This window comes from Motilimonas cestriensis, assembly GCF_021295315.1.
In the GTDB taxonomy this organism is placed as follows: domain Bacteria; phylum Pseudomonadota; class Gammaproteobacteria; order Enterobacterales; family CBDFNC01; genus Motilimonas; species Motilimonas cestriensis.
In genome coordinates, this window is record NZ_JAIMJA010000005.1 from 199,667 (window position 1) to 216,307 (window position 16,641).

The 16,641-nt window shown below is 43.8% G+C and carries 17 protein-coding genes; 14 read left to right on the forward strand and 3 right to left on the reverse strand.

Features of this window, described 5'->3' with window-relative positions; genetic code table 11:
* Positions 1 to 83 precede the first annotated feature (83 nt).
* The 7 genes from K6Y31_RS06955 (at position 84) to K6Y31_RS06985 (ending at position 7,098) form a co-directional block, all read left to right on the forward strand.
* Entirely contained in the window at positions 84 to 293 is a 210-nt protein-coding gene (locus K6Y31_RS06955) for an envelope stress response protein PspG (RefSeq protein WP_233052084.1), read from the forward strand.
* A gap of 68 nt (positions 294 to 361) precedes the next feature.
* Positions 362 to 817 carry a copper chaperone PCu(A)C gene (locus K6Y31_RS06960; protein WP_233052085.1) on the forward strand — a complete coding sequence of 152 codons (456 nt, stop codon included), beginning with the start codon at positions 362 to 364 and terminating at the stop codon, positions 815 to 817.
* A gap of 8 nt (positions 818 to 825) precedes the next feature.
* Positions 826 to 1,824 carry a DUF2333 family protein gene (locus K6Y31_RS06965; RefSeq protein WP_233052086.1) on the forward strand — a complete coding sequence of 333 codons (999 nt, stop codon included), beginning with the start codon at positions 826 to 828 and terminating at the stop codon, positions 1,822 to 1,824.
* A 131-nt stretch (positions 1,825 to 1,955) separates the two neighbouring features.
* Complete coding sequence (locus K6Y31_RS06970; protein WP_233052087.1) at positions 1,956 to 2,618, forward strand: TIGR04219 family outer membrane beta-barrel protein; 663 nt, start codon at positions 1,956 to 1,958, stop codon at positions 2,616 to 2,618.
* 175 nt (positions 2,619 to 2,793) lie between these two features.
* Entirely contained in the window at positions 2,794 to 4,614 is a 1,821-nt protein-coding gene (locus K6Y31_RS06975) for an assimilatory sulfite reductase (NADPH) flavoprotein subunit (RefSeq protein ID WP_233052088.1), read from the forward strand.
* A complete protein-coding gene (gene cysI, locus K6Y31_RS06980) occupies positions 4,614 to 6,344 on the forward strand; it encodes an assimilatory sulfite reductase (NADPH) hemoprotein subunit (RefSeq protein WP_233052089.1) in 1,731 nt (576 codons plus the stop codon). Before K6Y31_RS06975 ends, cysI begins: the two co-directional genes overlap by 1 nt.
* Positions 6,337 to 7,098, forward strand: a complete 762-nt coding sequence (locus K6Y31_RS06985) for a phosphoadenylyl-sulfate reductase (RefSeq protein WP_233052090.1) — start codon at positions 6,337 to 6,339, stop codon at positions 7,096 to 7,098. Before cysI ends, K6Y31_RS06985 begins: the two co-directional genes overlap by 8 nt.
* Positions 7,099 to 7,160: 62 nt before the next feature.
* On the opposite strand, the gene K6Y31_RS06990 is transcribed toward K6Y31_RS06985, so the two are convergent.
* On the reverse strand, positions 7,161 to 7,403 hold the full coding sequence (locus K6Y31_RS06990; protein ID WP_233052091.1) for an NfeD family protein: 243 nt from the start codon (positions 7,401 to 7,403) through the stop codon (positions 7,161 to 7,163).
* 146 nt (positions 7,404 to 7,549) lie between these two features.
* Here K6Y31_RS06990 and cysG point away from each other — a divergent pair, with 146 nt between their 5' ends.
* From cysG to cysQ, 6 genes are read left to right on the forward strand one after another with little or no spacing between them, the layout of a single operon-like run.
* On the forward strand, positions 7,550 to 8,959 hold the full coding sequence (gene cysG, locus K6Y31_RS06995; RefSeq protein WP_233052092.1) for a siroheme synthase CysG: 1,410 nt from the start codon (positions 7,550 to 7,552) through the stop codon (positions 8,957 to 8,959).
* An 11-nt stretch (positions 8,960 to 8,970) separates the two neighbouring features.
* Positions 8,971 to 9,879, forward strand: a complete 909-nt coding sequence (gene cysD / locus K6Y31_RS07000; protein ID WP_233052093.1) for a sulfate adenylyltransferase subunit CysD — start codon at positions 8,971 to 8,973, stop codon at positions 9,877 to 9,879.
* Between the two features lie 11 nt (positions 9,880 to 9,890).
* The gene (gene cysN, locus K6Y31_RS07005) at positions 9,891 to 11,312 is read left to right on the forward strand and encodes a sulfate adenylyltransferase subunit CysN (protein ID WP_233052094.1); all 1,422 of its coding nucleotides are present in this window, start codon (positions 9,891 to 9,893) and stop codon (positions 11,310 to 11,312) included.
* A 6-nt stretch (positions 11,313 to 11,318) separates the two neighbouring features.
* Positions 11,319 to 13,043, forward strand: coding sequence for an SLC13 family permease (locus K6Y31_RS07010; protein ID WP_233052095.1), 1,725 nt, complete (start codon positions 11,319 to 11,321; stop codon positions 13,041 to 13,043).
* A 27-nt stretch (positions 13,044 to 13,070) separates the two neighbouring features.
* Positions 13,071 to 13,673 carry an adenylyl-sulfate kinase gene (gene cysC, locus K6Y31_RS07015; protein WP_233052096.1) on the forward strand — a complete coding sequence of 201 codons (603 nt, stop codon included), beginning with the start codon at positions 13,071 to 13,073 and terminating at the stop codon, positions 13,671 to 13,673.
* Complete coding sequence (gene cysQ, locus K6Y31_RS07020) at positions 13,654 to 14,415, forward strand: 3'(2'),5'-bisphosphate nucleotidase CysQ (RefSeq protein WP_233052097.1); 762 nt, start codon at positions 13,654 to 13,656, stop codon at positions 14,413 to 14,415. The genes cysC and cysQ overlap by 20 nt, the downstream gene beginning before the upstream one ends.
* 14 nt (positions 14,416 to 14,429) lie before the next feature.
* Here the strand turns inward: cysQ and ppk2 are convergent, their stop codons facing one another.
* Positions 14,430 to 15,215: a polyphosphate kinase 2 gene (gene ppk2, locus K6Y31_RS07025; RefSeq protein WP_233052098.1), complete on the reverse strand. Its 786-nt coding sequence runs from the start codon at positions 15,213 to 15,215 to the stop codon at positions 14,430 to 14,432.
* 137 nt (positions 15,216 to 15,352) lie between these two features.
* On the opposite strand from ppk2, the gene K6Y31_RS07030 reads away from it, so the two are divergent.
* Positions 15,353 to 15,790, forward strand: coding sequence for a DUF4124 domain-containing protein (locus K6Y31_RS07030; protein WP_233052099.1), 438 nt, complete (start codon positions 15,353 to 15,355; stop codon positions 15,788 to 15,790).
* A 408-nt stretch (positions 15,791 to 16,198) separates the two neighbouring features.
* Here the strand turns inward: K6Y31_RS07030 and K6Y31_RS07035 are convergent, their stop codons facing one another.
* On the reverse strand, positions 16,199 to 16,636 hold the full coding sequence (locus K6Y31_RS07035; protein WP_233052100.1) for a CBS domain-containing protein: 438 nt from the start codon (positions 16,634 to 16,636) through the stop codon (positions 16,199 to 16,201).
* Positions 16,637 to 16,641 lie beyond the last annotated feature (5 nt).

Consider the following 16,641-nt stretch of genomic DNA (forward strand, 5'->3'; position numbering starts at 1 on the left):
CAGTGGGTTATACTTTGCTTTAGTTGGCATGAACCTTGATTAACTCAAACTAGCATATTTTCAATTACGTTAAAGGTGATGTTATGTTTGAATTTTTATTTTTGTTGCTCATGTTAGGAGCGATGGCGTTTACAGGTTTTACCTTGGTTGGTTGTATTGTGGTGGTTTGTATTGCCGCGGTAATATTGCTGGTTTTTGGTGCAATTGGTTTACTAATCCAATGGGCACCATGGATTTTGGCCGCTGCTATTATTTATTGGTTAGTGAGTGATAAACGTTGCAAACAAAGCTAGTGCGTTGCAGTTCAACTGGCTTTAGATTAAATTGATGCTATCTAAGTGGTTACGTTAAGGATTTAAATTTGAAAAAGTTTTTTGTATTTGCTGGTTTAGGGCTAGCCTTATTAAGCAGTGCATCTCAAGCAGAGATAATGGTCGATGGGGCATATGTGCGAGCAACCCCGCCAAACGTGCAAAACAGTGCGGCTTTTTTACAATTAATGAATCACTCTAACGCGCTAGCCACACTGGTATCCGCTAAGAGTGACATTGCAGAAAAGGTTGAGTTGCATAATCACATTATGGCTGATGGCATGATGAAGATGCGCCAAGTTGATGCTATAGAAATCAAAGGTATGGAAACCCTATCACTGCAACCGGGTGGTTACCATATTATGCTATTGGGGTTAAAAGGGCCTTTAACTGAGGGACAAGAGGTCAGTTTTACCTTAGGTTTCTCGTCGGGGGAGCAGCTATCTTTTGTGGCTCCGGTGAAATCAATTAAAGGTAATAAACCTAAAATGAAACAGAACCATTAAGGCTTATCATGGAAAATTTTACCGCAAAACGTGTGCTGGGTGTTTTTCTCGTACTTTTTTTTATCGGTTATGGTACATCGGTATATTGGGGGCTTGAGCCCAATGTGATGGATATCTCTGAACTGGAGGTTAAATCAAAAGATGAGGCGGCTCAAGAAGGCAAAAAACTAGTAGTGGGTTACATCACCACGACAACGCTAATCACTGTTGCAGAAACCTTACTGGATAAACCCGGTGGCTATTTGAGTAATGATGTTATGCCGCCGAGCCTCTTTATGGATAACATGCCAGCTTGGGAGCTGGGGGTGCTAGAGCAAGTGCGCGATTTATCTTTGATCATGCGTAAAGACTTTAGCCGCTCACAGAGCCAATCGGTGGAAGACAAAGATCTAAAAGTTGCTCAGCCAAAATTTAATATTGACAATAAAAGCTGGCACTTACCCAGTGCAGAAGCGGAATATCGTGAAGGGATTAAGGCTATTTATAGCTACCGTTCCCGGTTAGCGGACCCTAATCAGCCTGATGCGCAATTTTATGCGCGAGCCGATAATTTAGCGGCTTGGTTAAAAGAAGTACAAAGTCGCTTGGGCAGCTTATCGCAAAAACTGAGCTCAAGTGTGGGTCGCCATGCCATTAATGATGGTTTGGCTGGGGACTCTGCGGCAGAGCAGTCAACTTATGCCCCAGATGAAGAGCTGATTAAGACATCATGGTTTTTAACTGATGATGTATTTTATGAGGCGCGCGGGGCAAGTTGGGCGTTATTGCACTTTATGAAAGCCATCGAGGTTGACTTTAAAGGCGTCTTAGAAAAGAAAAATGCTACCGTGAGTGTTCGCCAAATTATTCGAGAGCTGGAAGAAACGCAAGAAACGGTGTGGAGCCCAATGATTTTAAATGGCAGTGGCTTTGGTTTGATGGCTAACCATTCCTTAGTGATGGCGAACTATATTTCGCGTGCTAATGCAGCGGTGATCGATTTATCTGAGTTGCTCAATAAGGGCTAAATTACATCAATTGTTACCAAGCTGAACCACAGCTTAAGCAGGCAAACATTCAATGGCAATCAAGGAAAACCTTGATTGCCATTGTTTTTTTAGTGGATACAATGCTCGCCTAACTATAAGGGCGTGACGAAATGAAAAAATATCTTGCAGCAACTCTATTTACTTTAGCGATCAGTCACTCAGCATCAGCAGATGATTGGGGCATCTTTGCGGGTGTTGATATCGCTAAACCCGTTACCGATGGTAAGCTGAATAGCGATTCTCTTAGTTTGAAAAATGATTGGCGTGGAAGTGGTTATGTGGCCATTGAACACGGTATTATTTTATTACCTAATGTGAAATTCGCCTACACGAATTTAGACAGTAAAGGCTCTTCAAGTACCAGTGATGTAACGCTAGACATGAGTAGTTTTGATACCATCTTATATTACCAGTTATTTGATAATGGCTTGTTCGAGGCCGATCTTGGTTTAAATGTAAAATACATCAGCGGCGATTTGCATACTTTATCTAACAATCATTTTAACAGTACTATCCCACAAGCTTACGGTGCCGCAAAGTTTCACATACCAAATACTGGCCTAAGTGTGTTCACAGATGTGACTGCGGGCTCTGTAACCGATGATGAAGTGGTGGATGCTTTGATTGGCGTGAGTTATGCGTTTAACCCTGAAGGTTTAACCAAAGTTAACTTACGAGGTGGCTATCGTTACCAAGAAGTTAAATTGAAAGATGAGGTTAAGCTCAATACTGAGTATGACGGTATCTTTGTTGGAGTTGAAGTTAACTTCTAAACGCGTTTTTTGTTAACTGCTTGTCAAGGGGAGGCTTTCTCCCCTTATATTGAATTATTAGCTCTCCTCTCCTTATTCCTTTTTCTTATAAAAAATCCCTATTTATTCTTTGTTGTTATTCTTTCCACCCAGTAAACTGTCTGTAATTCATTTTGGGATAGTGGAAATCTTAGGCATGCTGTTAAAGGAACTCTCTTCATTAACCAGCCCTTTGTCGGACTTACAGCTTAATCAGCTGCAGCAGGCAATCGCTGAGTTAAATCCAAATCAACTCGCTTGGGTGAGTGGATATCTTTCGGGTATTAGTCAAGGCGGCGCCGTTGTTGCAACGGGTGCGGTTAGCGCAGCTGCGGTTAGCGCTGCACCAGCTGGCCAGTTGACTGTGTTATTTGGCTCACAGACAGGTAACTCTAAGGGCGTTGCCGAAGAGTTAGCTGCAAGTGCTAAGGCGCAAGGGTTGCCAGTTCAAGTTAAATCAATGGCCAACTACAAGGCAAAAGATTTAAAAACGGAAACCCACCTTATTATCGTAGTGAGTACCAATGGTGAAGGTGAAGCGCCTGATGATGCCATTGAGCTGCATGAGTTGTTAGGCTCTAAAAAAGCGCCTAAGCTACCTGATCTCAAGTACGCGGTGCTGGCATTAGGCGACTCTAGTTACGAGTTTTTCTGTCAAACCGGTAAAGATTTTGATGAGCGTTTAGCTGCAACTGGTGCGCAGAGTTTCCTTGAGCGTCTTGATTGTGATGTTGATTACGAAACGCCTGCTAAAGAGTGGGGTGATAAAGCCCTTAAACTCGTTTCTGAGACGTTAACCCTTAGTGTACAAGCTGCTCCTGTTGCGCAACCGTTTGCTGCGCCAGCGTCATTCGCGACCAGCCAGTACGATAAAAAGAACCCGTATACGGCAACCCTAGTTACGAACCAAAAAATCACGGGGCGTAATTCGCAAAAAGATGTACGTCACTTTGAAATCTCACTTGAAGATTCAGGTATTCAATATCGCGCTGGTGATGCGCTAGGTGTTTGGTTTGAAAATGACAGCGAATTAGTTGACCAAGTGGTGAAACAAGTCGGCCTTAGCGGTGATGAACAAGTTGAGGTTGATGGCGAGAAGGTATCACTACGCCAAGCCTTGATTAGCCATTATGAGTTAACCCAGTCATACCCTGGATTTGTGGAGAAATACGCCGAAATTTCAGGTAGCAAAAAGCTAGCGAAAATCGCAGCCGATAAAGCACAAGCGCGTGAATACGCTAATAGCCACCAAATTCTTGATATTTTAGCGGTGAAGAAAAATGTTTCGCTAACAGCGGAGCAACTTATCGCAATGTTACGCCGTATTACGCCGCGTTTATATTCAATTGCTTCCAGCCAAGCGGAAGTGGAAGAAGAAGTTCACTTAACTGTTGGCATGGTTGAGTTTGAAAGTGAGCAAGGTGATGCGCGTAGCGGCGGTGCAACGGGCTTTTTGAAACGTCTAGAAGAAGGCGGCGAAGTGAAAGTGTTTGTTGAGCACAATGATAACTTCCGTCTCCCTGCTAACCCTGAAACCCCAGTGATCATGGTGGGCCCTGGTACAGGCGTAGCACCTTTTAGAGCCTTTATGCAAGAGCGTGATGCCCAAGGCGCGGGTGGTAAAAACTGGATGTTCTTTGGTGACCAAACCTTCACAGAAGATTTCCTATACCAAGTGGAATGGCGTGGTTACTTAGATTCAGGCCTGCTGACTAAAATGGATGTGGCTTTCTCTCGTGACCAAGAAGAAAAAATCTATGTTCAGCACCGTTTACTAGAAAACGCTGCGCAAGTTTATCAATGGCTTGAAGACGGTGCACACTTCTATATTTGTGGTGATGCCAATCGCATGGCTAAAGATGTCAACGATGCATTAGTTAAAATAGTACAAGAGCAAGGTAATAAGAGCTTCGAAGAAGCCGAAGAATACGTAAGTGAGTTACGTCGTGCTAAGCGTTATCAGAGGGATGTTTACTAATGAGCTATCAGCCAAAACCCAGTCCAGACAATAGTCTTGATGGACGCGCGTTATCAGACAACGAACGCATTAAAACCGAAAGCAATTTTTTACGTGGCACTATCGCCGAAGCATTAGATGACCAAGTGTATGGTGGTTTTAGCCCAGACGATATTCAGCTAATCAAATTCCATGGCTTATATCAGCAAGATGATCGTGATTTACGTGGTGAGCGCAAAAAGCAAAAACTAGACCCGCGTCATAGCTTCTTACTGCGCGCGCGTATGCCCGGCGGTATTTGTACGCCAGAGCAATGGCTACAAATTGATAAGTACGCGCAAGAGCGCACCATGGTAGGCAGCATTCGTTTAACCACGCGTCAAACGTTTCAATACCATGGCATTTTAAAGCGTAACTTACGGCCGATTTTCCAAGGTTTAGATGAAGTTGGCATCGACTCTATCTTTACCGCGGGTGACGTAAACCGTAATACCTTATGTACGTCTAACCCAGTGGAATCTGAATTCCATGCCGAGATGTACGAGCTGGCAAAACAAACCAGTGAGCACTTTTTACCAAATACCAAGGGCTTTGCTGACCTTTGGTTAAACGGTGAAAAAGTAGCGAGTAACGAAGCCGAAAGTGAGCCTTTGTATTCAAATGTTTACTTGCCGCGTAAGTTTAAAATCGCGTTTGTTATGCCGCCGCAAAACGATATTGACGTGCATGCAAACGATATTAGCTTCGTTGCTATCGTGCGTGATGGTGAGTTAGTGGGTTACAACGTTTTAGTGGGTGCGGGCCTTGGCCATACTCACGGTGATAAGCGTACTCATCCTCGTAAAGCCGATGATTTTGGTTTTATTGACAAAAAAGACGTCATTGCTATCTCTGAAGCGATTGTTAGCGTGCAACGTGATTGGGGTAACCGCAGTGATCGTCACTTGTCTAAAACTAAATACACCATCGAGCGTGTCGGTGTTGCAGCGTTTAAAGCTGAAGTAGAAGGCCGCAGTGGAATTACATTTGCTGAGAGTCAAGATTACAAATTTGAATACCGCGGCGACCGTATTGGCTGGATCAAAGGCATTGATAAGAAGTGGCACTTAACACTGTTTATTGAAAATGGCCGAATTTTAGACTTCCCAGGCAAACCGCTTAAAACCGGTATGCGTGAAATAGCCAAAGTACACAAAGGCGATTTCCGTTTCACTGCTAACCAAAACTTAATTGTTGCCGGTGTGGCAGAAAAAGATAAGGCAAAAATTGAACAGTTAGCGGTTGAACACGGCTTAAAAACCGAAGACTTGAGCAAACAACGCGAAAACTCGATGGCGTGTGTATCGTTTCCAACGTGTCCATTAGCGATGGCCGAGGCAGAGCGTTACCTACCGGGCTTAGTGACTCAGGTTGAAGGCATGCTTGATAAATACGGCGTTGCTGATGAACATTTAGTACTTCGCGTGACCGGTTGTCCAAATGGTTGTGGTCGCGCCGCGCTGGCAGAATTTGGTTTAGTAGGAAAAGGCCCTGGTCGTTACAATATTCTATTGGGCGGCAATCGCGAAGGGACGCGTATTCCAAAAACTTACTTGGAAAATGCGGACGAAACACAAATTCTAGATGAGCTAGATAGCTTGATAGGTCGCTGGGCAACTGAGCGCAATCCAAATGAAGGATTTGGTGATTTTACTGTTCGCTCCGGCATTGTTGAAGAAGTAGTAGTGGCTTCACGGGATTTTTATGCCTAATTTGAATTTAGCCGAGTTACTTAAGCTTAATGCTGCAGAGCGTGTTTTAGCGTTGGCTGAGGTAAATGCTGAGCTTGAGACAATGACTGCTGTTGAACGCATTCAATGGGCGTTTGAAAACTTAGAGGGTGAATTTGCCTTATCTTCTAGTTTTGGTATTCAAGCGGCAGTGTCATTGCACATGGTCAGTTCACAACGTGCGGATGTGCCAGTGATCTTAACGGATACTGGCTACTTGTTTCCTGAAACGTACCAATTTATTGATGAGCTAACTGAGCGTTTGGGCCTCAACCTTAAAGTGTATCGCGCAGCGCAAAGTGCTGCTTGGCAAGAGGCGCGTTACGGTAAACTTTGGGAGCAGGGCGTCGAAGGGTTAACCCGTTATAACCAGATCAATAAAGTCGAGCCAATGAAGCGCGCTATTAGCGAGCTTAAAGTAAAAACTTGGTTCTCTGGCTTACGTCGCTCACAATCGTCAAGCCGAGAAGGCCTGCCGGTACTGAGTGTGCAAAATGGTTGTTTTAAGTTTTTGCCAATTATTGATTGGACCAATAAAGACGTACATTACTACTTAAAAGACTTTGATTTGCCTTATCACCCATTGTGGGATCAAGGTTATGTTTCAGTTGGTGATGTGCAAACATCACGGCCATTAGAAGTGGGTATGAGTGAAGAAGATACCCGTTTCTTTGGATTAAAACGTGAATGTGGTTTACATGAAGCTGACATTGAAGTTGATGGTAGCGGTATTTAACGACCTATTCTTAAACAAGCGCCTAAGGGCGCTTTTTTGTTGTTAAGCAAATGGTTGTCAGGTTATTGCGATTTCATTTTCAGCACAATGGCTCGGATAAAAGCTAAAATCATCACAGCAACTAGCATTAAAGCCCATTGGAATGGCCATGTAATGGGCTCAAAGTGCATCACCAAACCAACAACAAAAGCCGCTCCGCCGACAACAAACGACCAACCTTTTAAGCGGCATAATTCCATGAGTAACATAAACAGCGCGAAAGCGAGCCAATGCCATTGATTTACATGGTATAACAAGTCTGGCACAGGTAGTATCCTCTAATAAAAAAAGCAGCTGATTATAAAAAAAAGTATTTTTATTCCTTTATGGAATAAAGAAGACCTTTATATTATTTTACGGGATATAGATCTCAATTTATAGTTGCACGAATTAAAGCAGTAAGGACGTCTATATGGATTATTTGCCCATTTTCACTAAGCTTAACCAGCGCCGATGTTTGGTCATTGGTGGTGGCGAAGTGGCCGTTAGAAAAGTGCGCTTTTTATTAAAAGCAGGGGCAAAAGTCACGGTGCATTCGCCTGTGTTTTGTAATGAGCTGTTAAATTTAGAAAATGACAACTTATCGCTCATTACACAAACCTATACGGCTGAATCACTGTCGGGAGCTTGGCTAGTGATTGCTGCGACAGATAATCGCGCAGTGAACCAACAAGTGGCACAAGATGCCGAACAGTTGGGGATCTTTGCTAATGTGGTGGATGCACCTGAGTTAGGCTCGTTTATTATGCCCTCAATAGTGGATCGCTCGCCGATTATCGTGGCGGTTTCAAGTGGTGGGAATACGCCTGTATTAGCCAGACTTGTTCGCGCTAAATTAGAAGCGGTATTGCCAAACTATTTAGGACCGCTAGCGCGTTTGGCCGGCGAGTTTCGTCATAAAGTGCAAAAATTGTTGCCCACGGTAGAAAGTCGCCGACGTTATTGGGAACAAATATTCAATGCGGGTGAAGTGGCAAGCTTGTTGGATAAAGGCAAACAAGATCAAGCTCGCGCTGTGATGACTGAGCAGTTAGCCGACTTTAAACCGAAAGGGGAAGTGGCATTAGTGGGGGCGGGGCCTGGTGATCCCTCCTTGATCACATTAAAAGCCTTACAATTGATGCAGCAAGCAGATGTGGTGTTATATGACCAGCTTGTGTCGCAAGAAACGCTATCATTAGTGCGACGCGATGCAAAGTTAGTCAATGTTGGCAAAGAAGCAGGCCGACATAGTGTGATCCAAGAAACCACCAATGAATTACTGGTGAAATACGCGCAGCAAGGTAATAAAGTCGTTCGCTTAAAAGGGGGCGACCCGTTTATTTTTGGTCGCGGCGGCGAAGAATTAGAAGTTCTGGTTGAGCACGGCATTGATTTTCAAGTGGTACCGGGCGTAACCGCCGCATCAGGCTGTGCCAGTTACGCAGGCATACCTCTGACGCATCGAGATTATGCGCAGTCAGTGGTTTTTGTGACAGGGCATTGTAAAGAGCAAGGCCAGCCGATTGATTGGTCTTCTTTAGCGCGACCGCATCAAACCACAGTGTTTTATATGGGCTTGATGCAATCGGAAAAAATTAAACAAAACTTAATGTTGAACGGACGTAGCGGTGAAACACCGGTGGCTATCGTGTCAAAGGGCACACGTACCGACCAACATGTTATTACGGGGCAACTTACACAGTTGGCTGACATGGCTCAAGGGGTGCAACCACCTGCTTTGATCATTGTTGGCGAAGTGGTGAGTTTGGCTGACAAGCTGACTTGGTTTGGTGAACAAGCACCAACATCATATGCCCAATCTTTAGTTAATCTTGCCTAACGGAGTAGAAAATGGACCAACAAAGGTTAACACACCTTAAGCAGTTGGAAGCTGAAAGTATCCACATTATTCGTGAAGTGGCTGCCGAGTTCGACAACCCTGTGATGATGTACTCAATCGGTAAAGATTCATCAGTGATGCTGCATCTTGCCCGTAAAGCCTTTTATCCAGGTAAGATCCCGTTCCCACTGTTGCACGTGGATACTACGTGGAAATTCAAAGAAATGATTGAGTTTCGCGATCGCACCGCAGAGAAGTACGGTTTTGACCTGATTGTTCACAAAAATCCTGAAGGGTTGGCGATGAATATAAACCCTTTCGTGCACGGCAGCTCTAAGCATACCGACATCATGAAAACTCAAGGTCTAAAGCAAGCATTAAATCATCATAAGTTTGATGCCGCATTTGGTGGTGCCCGCCGTGATGAAGAAAAATCACGTGCTAAAGAGCGAGTATATTCGTTCCGCGATAAGAATCATCGTTGGGATCCAAAAAACCAACGTCCTGAGTTATGGCGCACTTATAACGGTCAAGTTAACAAAGGTGAAAGCATTCGTGTTTTCCCATTATCTAACTGGACCGAGCTGGATATCTGGCAATACATCTACTTAGAAAACATCGAAATTGTGCCACTTTATTTGGCGGCAGAGCGCCCAGTGGTTGAGCGTGACGGTACTTTAATCATGGTTGATGATGAGCGTATGCCACTAGAGCCTGGTGAAGTGCCTGAGATGAAAAAAGTACGCTTTCGTACCCTTGGCTGTTACCCACTAACGGGTGCCATTGAGTCAGAAGCGGGCTCGTTAACTGAAATCATCGAAGAAATGCTACTGGCGAAAACCAGTGAGCGTCAAGGTCGACTTATCGACAGTGACCAATCGGCATCGATGGAGCTGAAAAAGCGCGAAGGTTATTTCTAAGGGATCAGAATATGAATACAGTAATTGCAGAAGAAATTGGCAGTGTTGGTATTGAAGAATATTTAAACCAACAACAAAACAAAAGTTTATTACGTTTATTAACTTGTGGCAGCGTAGATGATGGTAAAAGTACCTTAATTGGTCGTCTGTTACACGACAGTGCGCAAATTTATGAAGATCAGTTAGCATCGCTGCATACCGATAGCCAAAAAATGGGCACCACAGGTGAAGAGCTAGACTTAGCATTGCTGGTTGATGGCCTCGCTGCCGAGCGTGAGCAAGGTATCACCATTGATGTTGCGTACCGTTACTTTTCAACGGCTAAGCGTAAGTTCATTATTGCTGACACACCAGGGCACGAGCAATACACGCGTAACATGGCAACGGGTGCATCAACCTGTGAGCTTGCAGTTATTCTGGTAGATGCGCGTTACGGCGTGTTAACGCAAACTAAGCGTCACAGCTTTATAGCCTCTCTTCTTGGTATTAAGCATTTTGTGGTGGCTATCAACAAGATGGACTTAGTTGAATTCTCAGAGGCGCGCTATGAAGAAATCAAAGCAAGCTATTTAGAATTCGCTAAAGGCTTAGGTGAGCGCGATATTAAATTTGTGCCGTTGTCAGCCTTAAAAGGTGACAACGTAGTCACACAAAGCCCTGCGATGCCTTGGTACAAAGAAGCGCCATTACTGAGCATTCTTGAGAATGTACAGGTACAAGGTGAGTTGGTTGCACAAGATTTCCGTTTTCCGGTGCAGTATGTGAATCGTCCAAACCTGAACTTCCGCGGTTTTGCCGGTACGGTTTCTAGTGGCACCATTGCTAAAGGCGATGCGGTTACTGCTTTGCCTTCAGGTAAAAAATCAACGGTTAAGTCGATTGTGACTTTCGACGGTGAGCTAGATTCGGCATTTGCGGGTCAAGCAGTCACCATCACACTAAACGATGAAATTGATATTAGTCGTGGTGATGTGATTGTTAAATCGGGTGCTGAAGCTGAATTAAGTAATGCGTTTGAAGCGAACTTGGTTTGGATGGCTGATGATGCCATGGTGCCTGGTCGTCAATATGACTTCAAATTAGCCAGTAAGAAAACGCCTGGCTATATCGAAAGCATCGCATATAAAGTGGATGTGAATACCCTAGAAAAGTCAGATGCGAGCCAGCTTGAGCTTAACGAGATTGCATCTTGTACGGTTCATCTTGAAGAGCAAGTGGCGTTTGACTTGTATCAAGACGTACGCGACACCGGTGGTTTTATTGTCATTGACCGTTTAACCAACGTGACTGTTGGCGCGGGTATGATCACTAAATCAGCCACAGCGAAAGAGCAGAATCACGAGTTCAGCGAATTTGAACTTGAGTTTAACTCACTGGTACGCAAACACTTTCCTCATTGGCAAGCGTTAGACATCAGTAAGTTAGCGGAGTAATGGACAATGGCGCTAGACCAGATAGGGATATTAGGTGTTTTAGCTGTACTGATAACGTTACTGATAACGTCTAGGTTAAAGCCTGCTCTGTTGTTTGGCGCAGCCATTATTTTGTGTTACTTGGCCGGCATGATCGAATTATCGAGCATGATGGCCAACTTCTCCAACAGCTCATTGCTGGTGTTGGTATTGCTGATGATTATTTCAGCTGCCATTGAAAAAACACGTTTAATTTCTTGGATTAGCCAGCAAATTTCTTCAGGAAGTTTGCTCCAAGTGCTGTTCAAGCTCGGTATCTCGACGGCATTTTTGTCGTCGTTTACCAATAATACCGCGGTGGTGGCCTCGTTAATTGGTGCCATCAAGCGCAACGGTAATCATGCCCCTTCACGCTTGCTCATTCCGCTGTCTTATTTTGCAATTTTTGGTGGCACATTAACCCTTATCGGCACCTCAACAAACTTAATCGTTAACAGTTTTGTGGTTGATGCTGGCTTACCAAGCATCGGTTTTTTTGACTTTACTATCGTTGGCTTAGCGGCCTTTACTGTGGGGTTAGTCATGATCATGCTGTTAAGCCCATCACTGCCTGATACCAAGGCCGAGATAGTAGAAGAAGCGGATTATTTTCTCGAAGCGAAAGTGAACCCTGGCTCGCCCTTGATCGGTAAAACGATTACGGAGAACAATTTAAGAAATTTACAGCAACTCTATCTAGCGGAAATTATTCGAAAAGGCCAACGTATTTGTCCGGTTTCACCTGATGAGGCGTTGCAAGAGAGCGACATTCTACTATTTTGCGGCGCAGTGCATAGTGTTGGCATCTTGCAAGATATCCCGGGTTTAGATTTATTCGCAGAGAATCAGCTCAAAGGGCAAAATTTGGTTGAGGTGATTGTTAGCCACAGCGCGGATATAAAAGGTAAAAGCATTAAAGAGTGTCACTTTCGTGAAGAATTTGACGCAGTAGTGGTGGCGATCCGACGTGGTCACACGCCCTTACAAGGTGGCCTTGGTAACATTATTTTACGCGAAGGCGATACTTTAGTATTAGCGCCGGGACGAGATTTTTATAAAACTAAGCGATTGAACCGTGAGTTTGTCGTCGTTAGTGGTGTTGATGCCAGTACCCGTTTAGATAAATACCGCAGCGGCGGCGTGATGCTAGGTTTTGCCGCTGTGATTGGTTTGGCTGTCTTCGATGTTGTTCCTTTGCTTAAAGGGCTATTAGTGTTACTGATCGCTTGTTTAGTAACAGGCACTATCACTTGGAATGAAGTTAAGCGCCGCTTTCCATTTGAAATATGGGTTGTTGTAGGCTCTGCATTAACCTTAGCTCAGTTAATGACCAGCAGTGGTTTGGCTGACATGATGGGGCACTTCATGCATACCTATTTTGCCAACTGGGGGCTTATTGGCGCCTTGATAGCGGTTTATGTGTTAACTTGGTTGCTGACTGAAGTGATCACTAACAACGCTGCAGCAGCCTTGGCTTTCCCTATTGCTTATAGTATTCCCGTTGGTTATGGTGTTGACCCCACCGCATTTATTATGGTGGTTATTTTTGCCGCCAGCTGTAGCTTTATTTCTCCTTACGGTTACCAAACTAATTTAATGGTCTACAGCGCAGGTAATTACCGTTTAAAAAATTACTTAAAAATAGGGATCCCTATTTCGATTGGGTATTCCATCACGGTATTGTCGATGATTATTTGGCTATTTCCCTTTTAACTTTTTCAATTATAAACAAGGACGCCCATGGCTGATGAAAACGTAGTGTGGCATGAACATGCCATTGATAAAAATACACGAAGCCAACAAAAGAATCAGCAGGCTTGTGTATTATGGTTTACTGGCTTAAGCGGTGCAGGTAAGTCCACCGTGGCAGGTGCAGTTGAGCAGCGTTTACATCAATTGGGCGTGCATACTTATTTACTTGATGGTGACAATGTGCGCCATGGTCTATGTTGCGACTTGGGTTTTTCTGATGATGATCGCAAAGAAAATATCCGTCGCGTGGGTGAAGTGGCTAAACTGATGGTGGATGCGGGCCTGATTGTGCTGACTGCATTTATTTCACCGCACCGCGCTGAGCGCCAAATGGTGCGTGAGTTATTACCTGAAGGCGAGTTTGCAGAAGTTTATGTCGATGTGCCACTGGATATTTGTGAGCAGCGCGATCCTAAGGGATTGTATAAGAAAGCTCGTGCCGGAGAGATTACGAATTTTACCGGTATCGATTCTGTGTATGAAGCGCCGCAGAATCCAGAAATTCAAGTAGAGAATGGCGAGCGTCCATTGTCTGAAGCAGTCGATCAAATCATTCAATATTTGGAGCAACATGGCTACATTAATCGATAAACCCATTGCTGATATTTGCGATATTGCACGTTTAGCTGGTGAGGCGATCCTTGAGATTTATCAGCGTGATTTTGAAGTGCAAACTAAGTCTGATCAATCACCATTAACAGAAGCCGACTTGGCCGCACATAATGTAATTGTTAAGGGGCTTCAGGCGGCGACACCTGATATTCCAATATTGTCTGAAGAGGCGGCAGATATTAGCTGGCAAGTGCGCCAAACATGGCAGACCTTTTGGTTGGTTGATCCCCTTGATGGCACCAAAGAGTTCATCAAGAAAAACGGCGAGTTCACGGTCAATATTGCACTGATCCATAACAATAAACCGGTGTTAGGTGTGGTATATGCGCCAGTATTAGATAAGCTGTACTTTGCTGATGAAAATGGTTCGTTCTTAACGGAAAATGGCGCGACACGTCGCCTGAAAGTTGAAGCTCCAGCAGTGGGTGAAACGGTTAAAATTGTTGGTAGCCGCTCGCATCCCAGCCCAGACTTAGCTGAATATCTAACCCGTTTTGAAAACTATGAGATGGTACCTGTAGGCAGCTCGCTAAAGTTTTGCATGGTAGCAGAAGGGGCGGCACACATTTATCCTCGTTTAGGACCTACCATGAATTGGGATACAGGTGCTGGGCATTGTGTGGCAGAGCAAGCAGGTGCAACGGTGTGTCAACTAGATGGCAGTGCATTGCTTTATAATCATCAGGAATCTCTATTAAACCCTTATTTTGAAGTAAAATAAGGGTTAGTCCGAATTTAAAATAATTCAGGCACAAAATTCTGACTGTCTAGAGGCGCACGGAGATATTTCTCTTGCGCCTTTTTGTTTAATGGCGGTAAAACAATTTCTTTGGCGGGTAAAGCTTGATAATCAATTTGACTCAGTAAGTGGCTAATGCAATTGAGTCGCGCGCTTTTTTTGTTATCTGAATTGACTACCCACCATGGATTAGATGTGGTGTCGGTATAAGCGAACATCTCATCTTTGGCTTCTGAATAAGCGGCCCAGCGGCTGCGTGATTCAAGATCCATGGGGCTAAACTTCCAACGTTTTAAGGGATCATTAATACGATCAAGAAAACGTTTCTCTTGCTCCTCATCGGAAACTGAAAACCAATATTTAATTAAAATAATACCAGACTGAGTCAACATACGTTCAAACTTAGGGCAGGCGTGTAAGAAGTCACGGTATTGCTCCTCATCACAAAAACCCATTACTTTCTCTACGCCTGCTCGGTTATACCAACTACGGTCAAATAGCACTATTTCACCTCCGGCGGGTAAATGCGCCACGTAGCGTTGAAAATACCACTGACTTTTTTCGCGGTCATTAGGCGCGGGCAGGGCGGCAATGCGGCATACCCTAGGGTTAAGCTTTTCTGTAATACGCTTGATTGCGCCGCCTTTACCCGCTGCATCGCGGCCTTCAAACAACACTACCACTTTGAGTTGGTGTTCAACCACCCACTGCTGCAGTATCACCAACTCAGTCTGTAACTCGAGCAGTGCTTGTTCATATTTTTTCTTGGATAGTTTTTTCATCTCACTCCCTAACGCTGATAACTGACTGTTTAGTCTGATATTAACTATACTGTAAATAAATATTTCAGTTGCTATATTTATCTTAGTATAGGTAATGGCATCAAGCTGTTAGGCTAAGTTAAGTAAGATAGGTGATTATGAGGATTCTATTGCAGCGTTTTTGGTGTTTCGCTTGTTTGTTAGCCCTGTTATCGAGTGAGATAGGCTCTGCTCAAACATTGTTTTCATGGATTGATGAAAAGGGTGTGATCCACTATACCGATAAGCCACCTGCGCCTGAGGTGCGGTTAAATAAACGTTTTATGGAATTTGAGATCAGCTTAGAAACACAGCCCATTACTGCAAATTCAACGAGACAGTCACAACAGGTTTATCAGCCTGTTGGTGAGTTAGATGATGTGTTTTCATTGCATCAAGGTTTATCCCCTAGCTGTCGCTGGATCGCCAAGCGCATTGCTTTACTTGAAGCATTGATGGAACAGCAGGCGAGTGAATATGATCAGATCCTTAAGCTTGAGGTTTCAAAGCGGCACCAAGATTGGCTCGAACAGGGATGTTTTTCAGCATTTAAATAACTTGGTGGTAGTGCATTTGTAATAGCGGAGTCGTCGTTAGAAACTAGATGAAACGGTTTAAGTGATTATTTTTAAGGTAAAAAAAACCCTGCTTAGTTAAGCAGGGTTAAAAAACAAGGAATAGTTTAACAAGTATCGTCTACTCATTAGCATTAAGCACTCACATCCTATGCAGCTTAATGGAAAACTCATCTTACCAGCACTGCAATTCACTTCATGAGTGCTTGTATTGGCTTGCTAAGCAATACATCGATAAATGATATGGGCGCATGTTAATGTGATGGATCTCACAATGCAAGCCAAAAATGTAATTTAATCACTTATTAAGTGTTCATTCTCAGCAATTAATAAGGTCGGATGAGCTAAGTTAGCGAAAACTCATGCTTTATGATGAAACTATATTACAAGTTAAACTTCATCAGAAGCGTGCAGCTCTTCGATTTCTAATAAATTAATGGCCACAGCAACAAAGTCTGTATCTGTAATAATACCTAATAATTTTTCTTTTTTTACAACTGGTAGACAACCAAATTTGTGCTGTTGTATGTAAATGGCTGCACTTTTAACACTGGCTTTTGGATCAACCGTGGTTAAATTTTTAGTCATAATTTGAGCTATTGTCACTTTAGTCCAAGGCGTATTCTCACCGGTGTCTTTAATTACGCTTGATTGTTTAGCTGCAAGTAGGTCTCGTTCCGAGATTAAACCAACCAGTTGGTCGGCTTCGTCAAGTATCGGTATGTGCCGTATGCGTTTATCTGCCATTAGTTGGGCGGCGCTGGCAAGGGTATCTTGAGGGCTAAGGGTGTGTAAACTCGTGCTCATGATATCGGCTACAGTGATCATAGTGA

What these genes read in the sequence shown, in the direction of transcription:
- K6Y31_RS06955 (WP_233052084.1), top strand. Translation starts at nt 84, where the DNA reads ATGTTTGAATTTTTATTTTTGTTGCTCATGTTAGGAGCGATGGCGTTT.
- K6Y31_RS06965 (WP_233052086.1), top strand. Translation starts at nt 826, where the DNA reads ATGGAAAATTTTACCGCAAAACGTGTGCTGGGTGTTTTTCTCGTACTT.
- K6Y31_RS06970 (WP_233052087.1), top strand. Translation starts at nt 1,956, where the DNA reads ATGAAAAAATATCTTGCAGCAACTCTATTTACTTTAGCGATCAGTCAC.
- K6Y31_RS06975 (WP_233052088.1), top strand. Translation starts at nt 2,794, where the DNA reads ATGCTGTTAAAGGAACTCTCTTCATTAACCAGCCCTTTGTCGGACTTA.
- cysI (WP_233052089.1), top strand. Translation starts at nt 4,614, where the DNA reads ATGAGCTATCAGCCAAAACCCAGTCCAGACAATAGTCTTGATGGACGC.
- K6Y31_RS06985 (WP_233052090.1), top strand. Translation starts at nt 6,337, where the DNA reads ATGCCTAATTTGAATTTAGCCGAGTTACTTAAGCTTAATGCTGCAGAG.
- cysG (WP_233052092.1), top strand. Translation starts at nt 7,550, where the DNA reads ATGGATTATTTGCCCATTTTCACTAAGCTTAACCAGCGCCGATGTTTG.
- cysD (WP_233052093.1), top strand. Translation starts at nt 8,971, where the DNA reads ATGGACCAACAAAGGTTAACACACCTTAAGCAGTTGGAAGCTGAAAGT.
- cysN (WP_233052094.1), top strand. Translation starts at nt 9,891, where the DNA reads ATGAATACAGTAATTGCAGAAGAAATTGGCAGTGTTGGTATTGAAGAA.
- K6Y31_RS07010 (WP_233052095.1), top strand. Translation starts at nt 11,319, where the DNA reads ATGGCGCTAGACCAGATAGGGATATTAGGTGTTTTAGCTGTACTGATA.
- cysC (WP_233052096.1), top strand. Translation starts at nt 13,071, where the DNA reads ATGGCTGATGAAAACGTAGTGTGGCATGAACATGCCATTGATAAAAAT.
- cysQ (WP_233052097.1), top strand. Translation starts at nt 13,654, where the DNA reads ATGGCTACATTAATCGATAAACCCATTGCTGATATTTGCGATATTGCA.
- ppk2 (WP_233052098.1), bottom strand. Translation starts at nt 15,215, where the DNA reads ATGAAAAAACTATCCAAGAAAAAATATGAACAAGCACTGCTCGAGTTA.
- K6Y31_RS07030 (WP_233052099.1), top strand. Translation starts at nt 15,353, where the DNA reads ATGAGGATTCTATTGCAGCGTTTTTGGTGTTTCGCTTGTTTGTTAGCC.
- K6Y31_RS07035 (WP_233052100.1), bottom strand. Translation starts at nt 16,636, where the DNA reads ATGATCACTGTAGCCGATATCATGAGCACGAGTTTACACACCCTTAGC.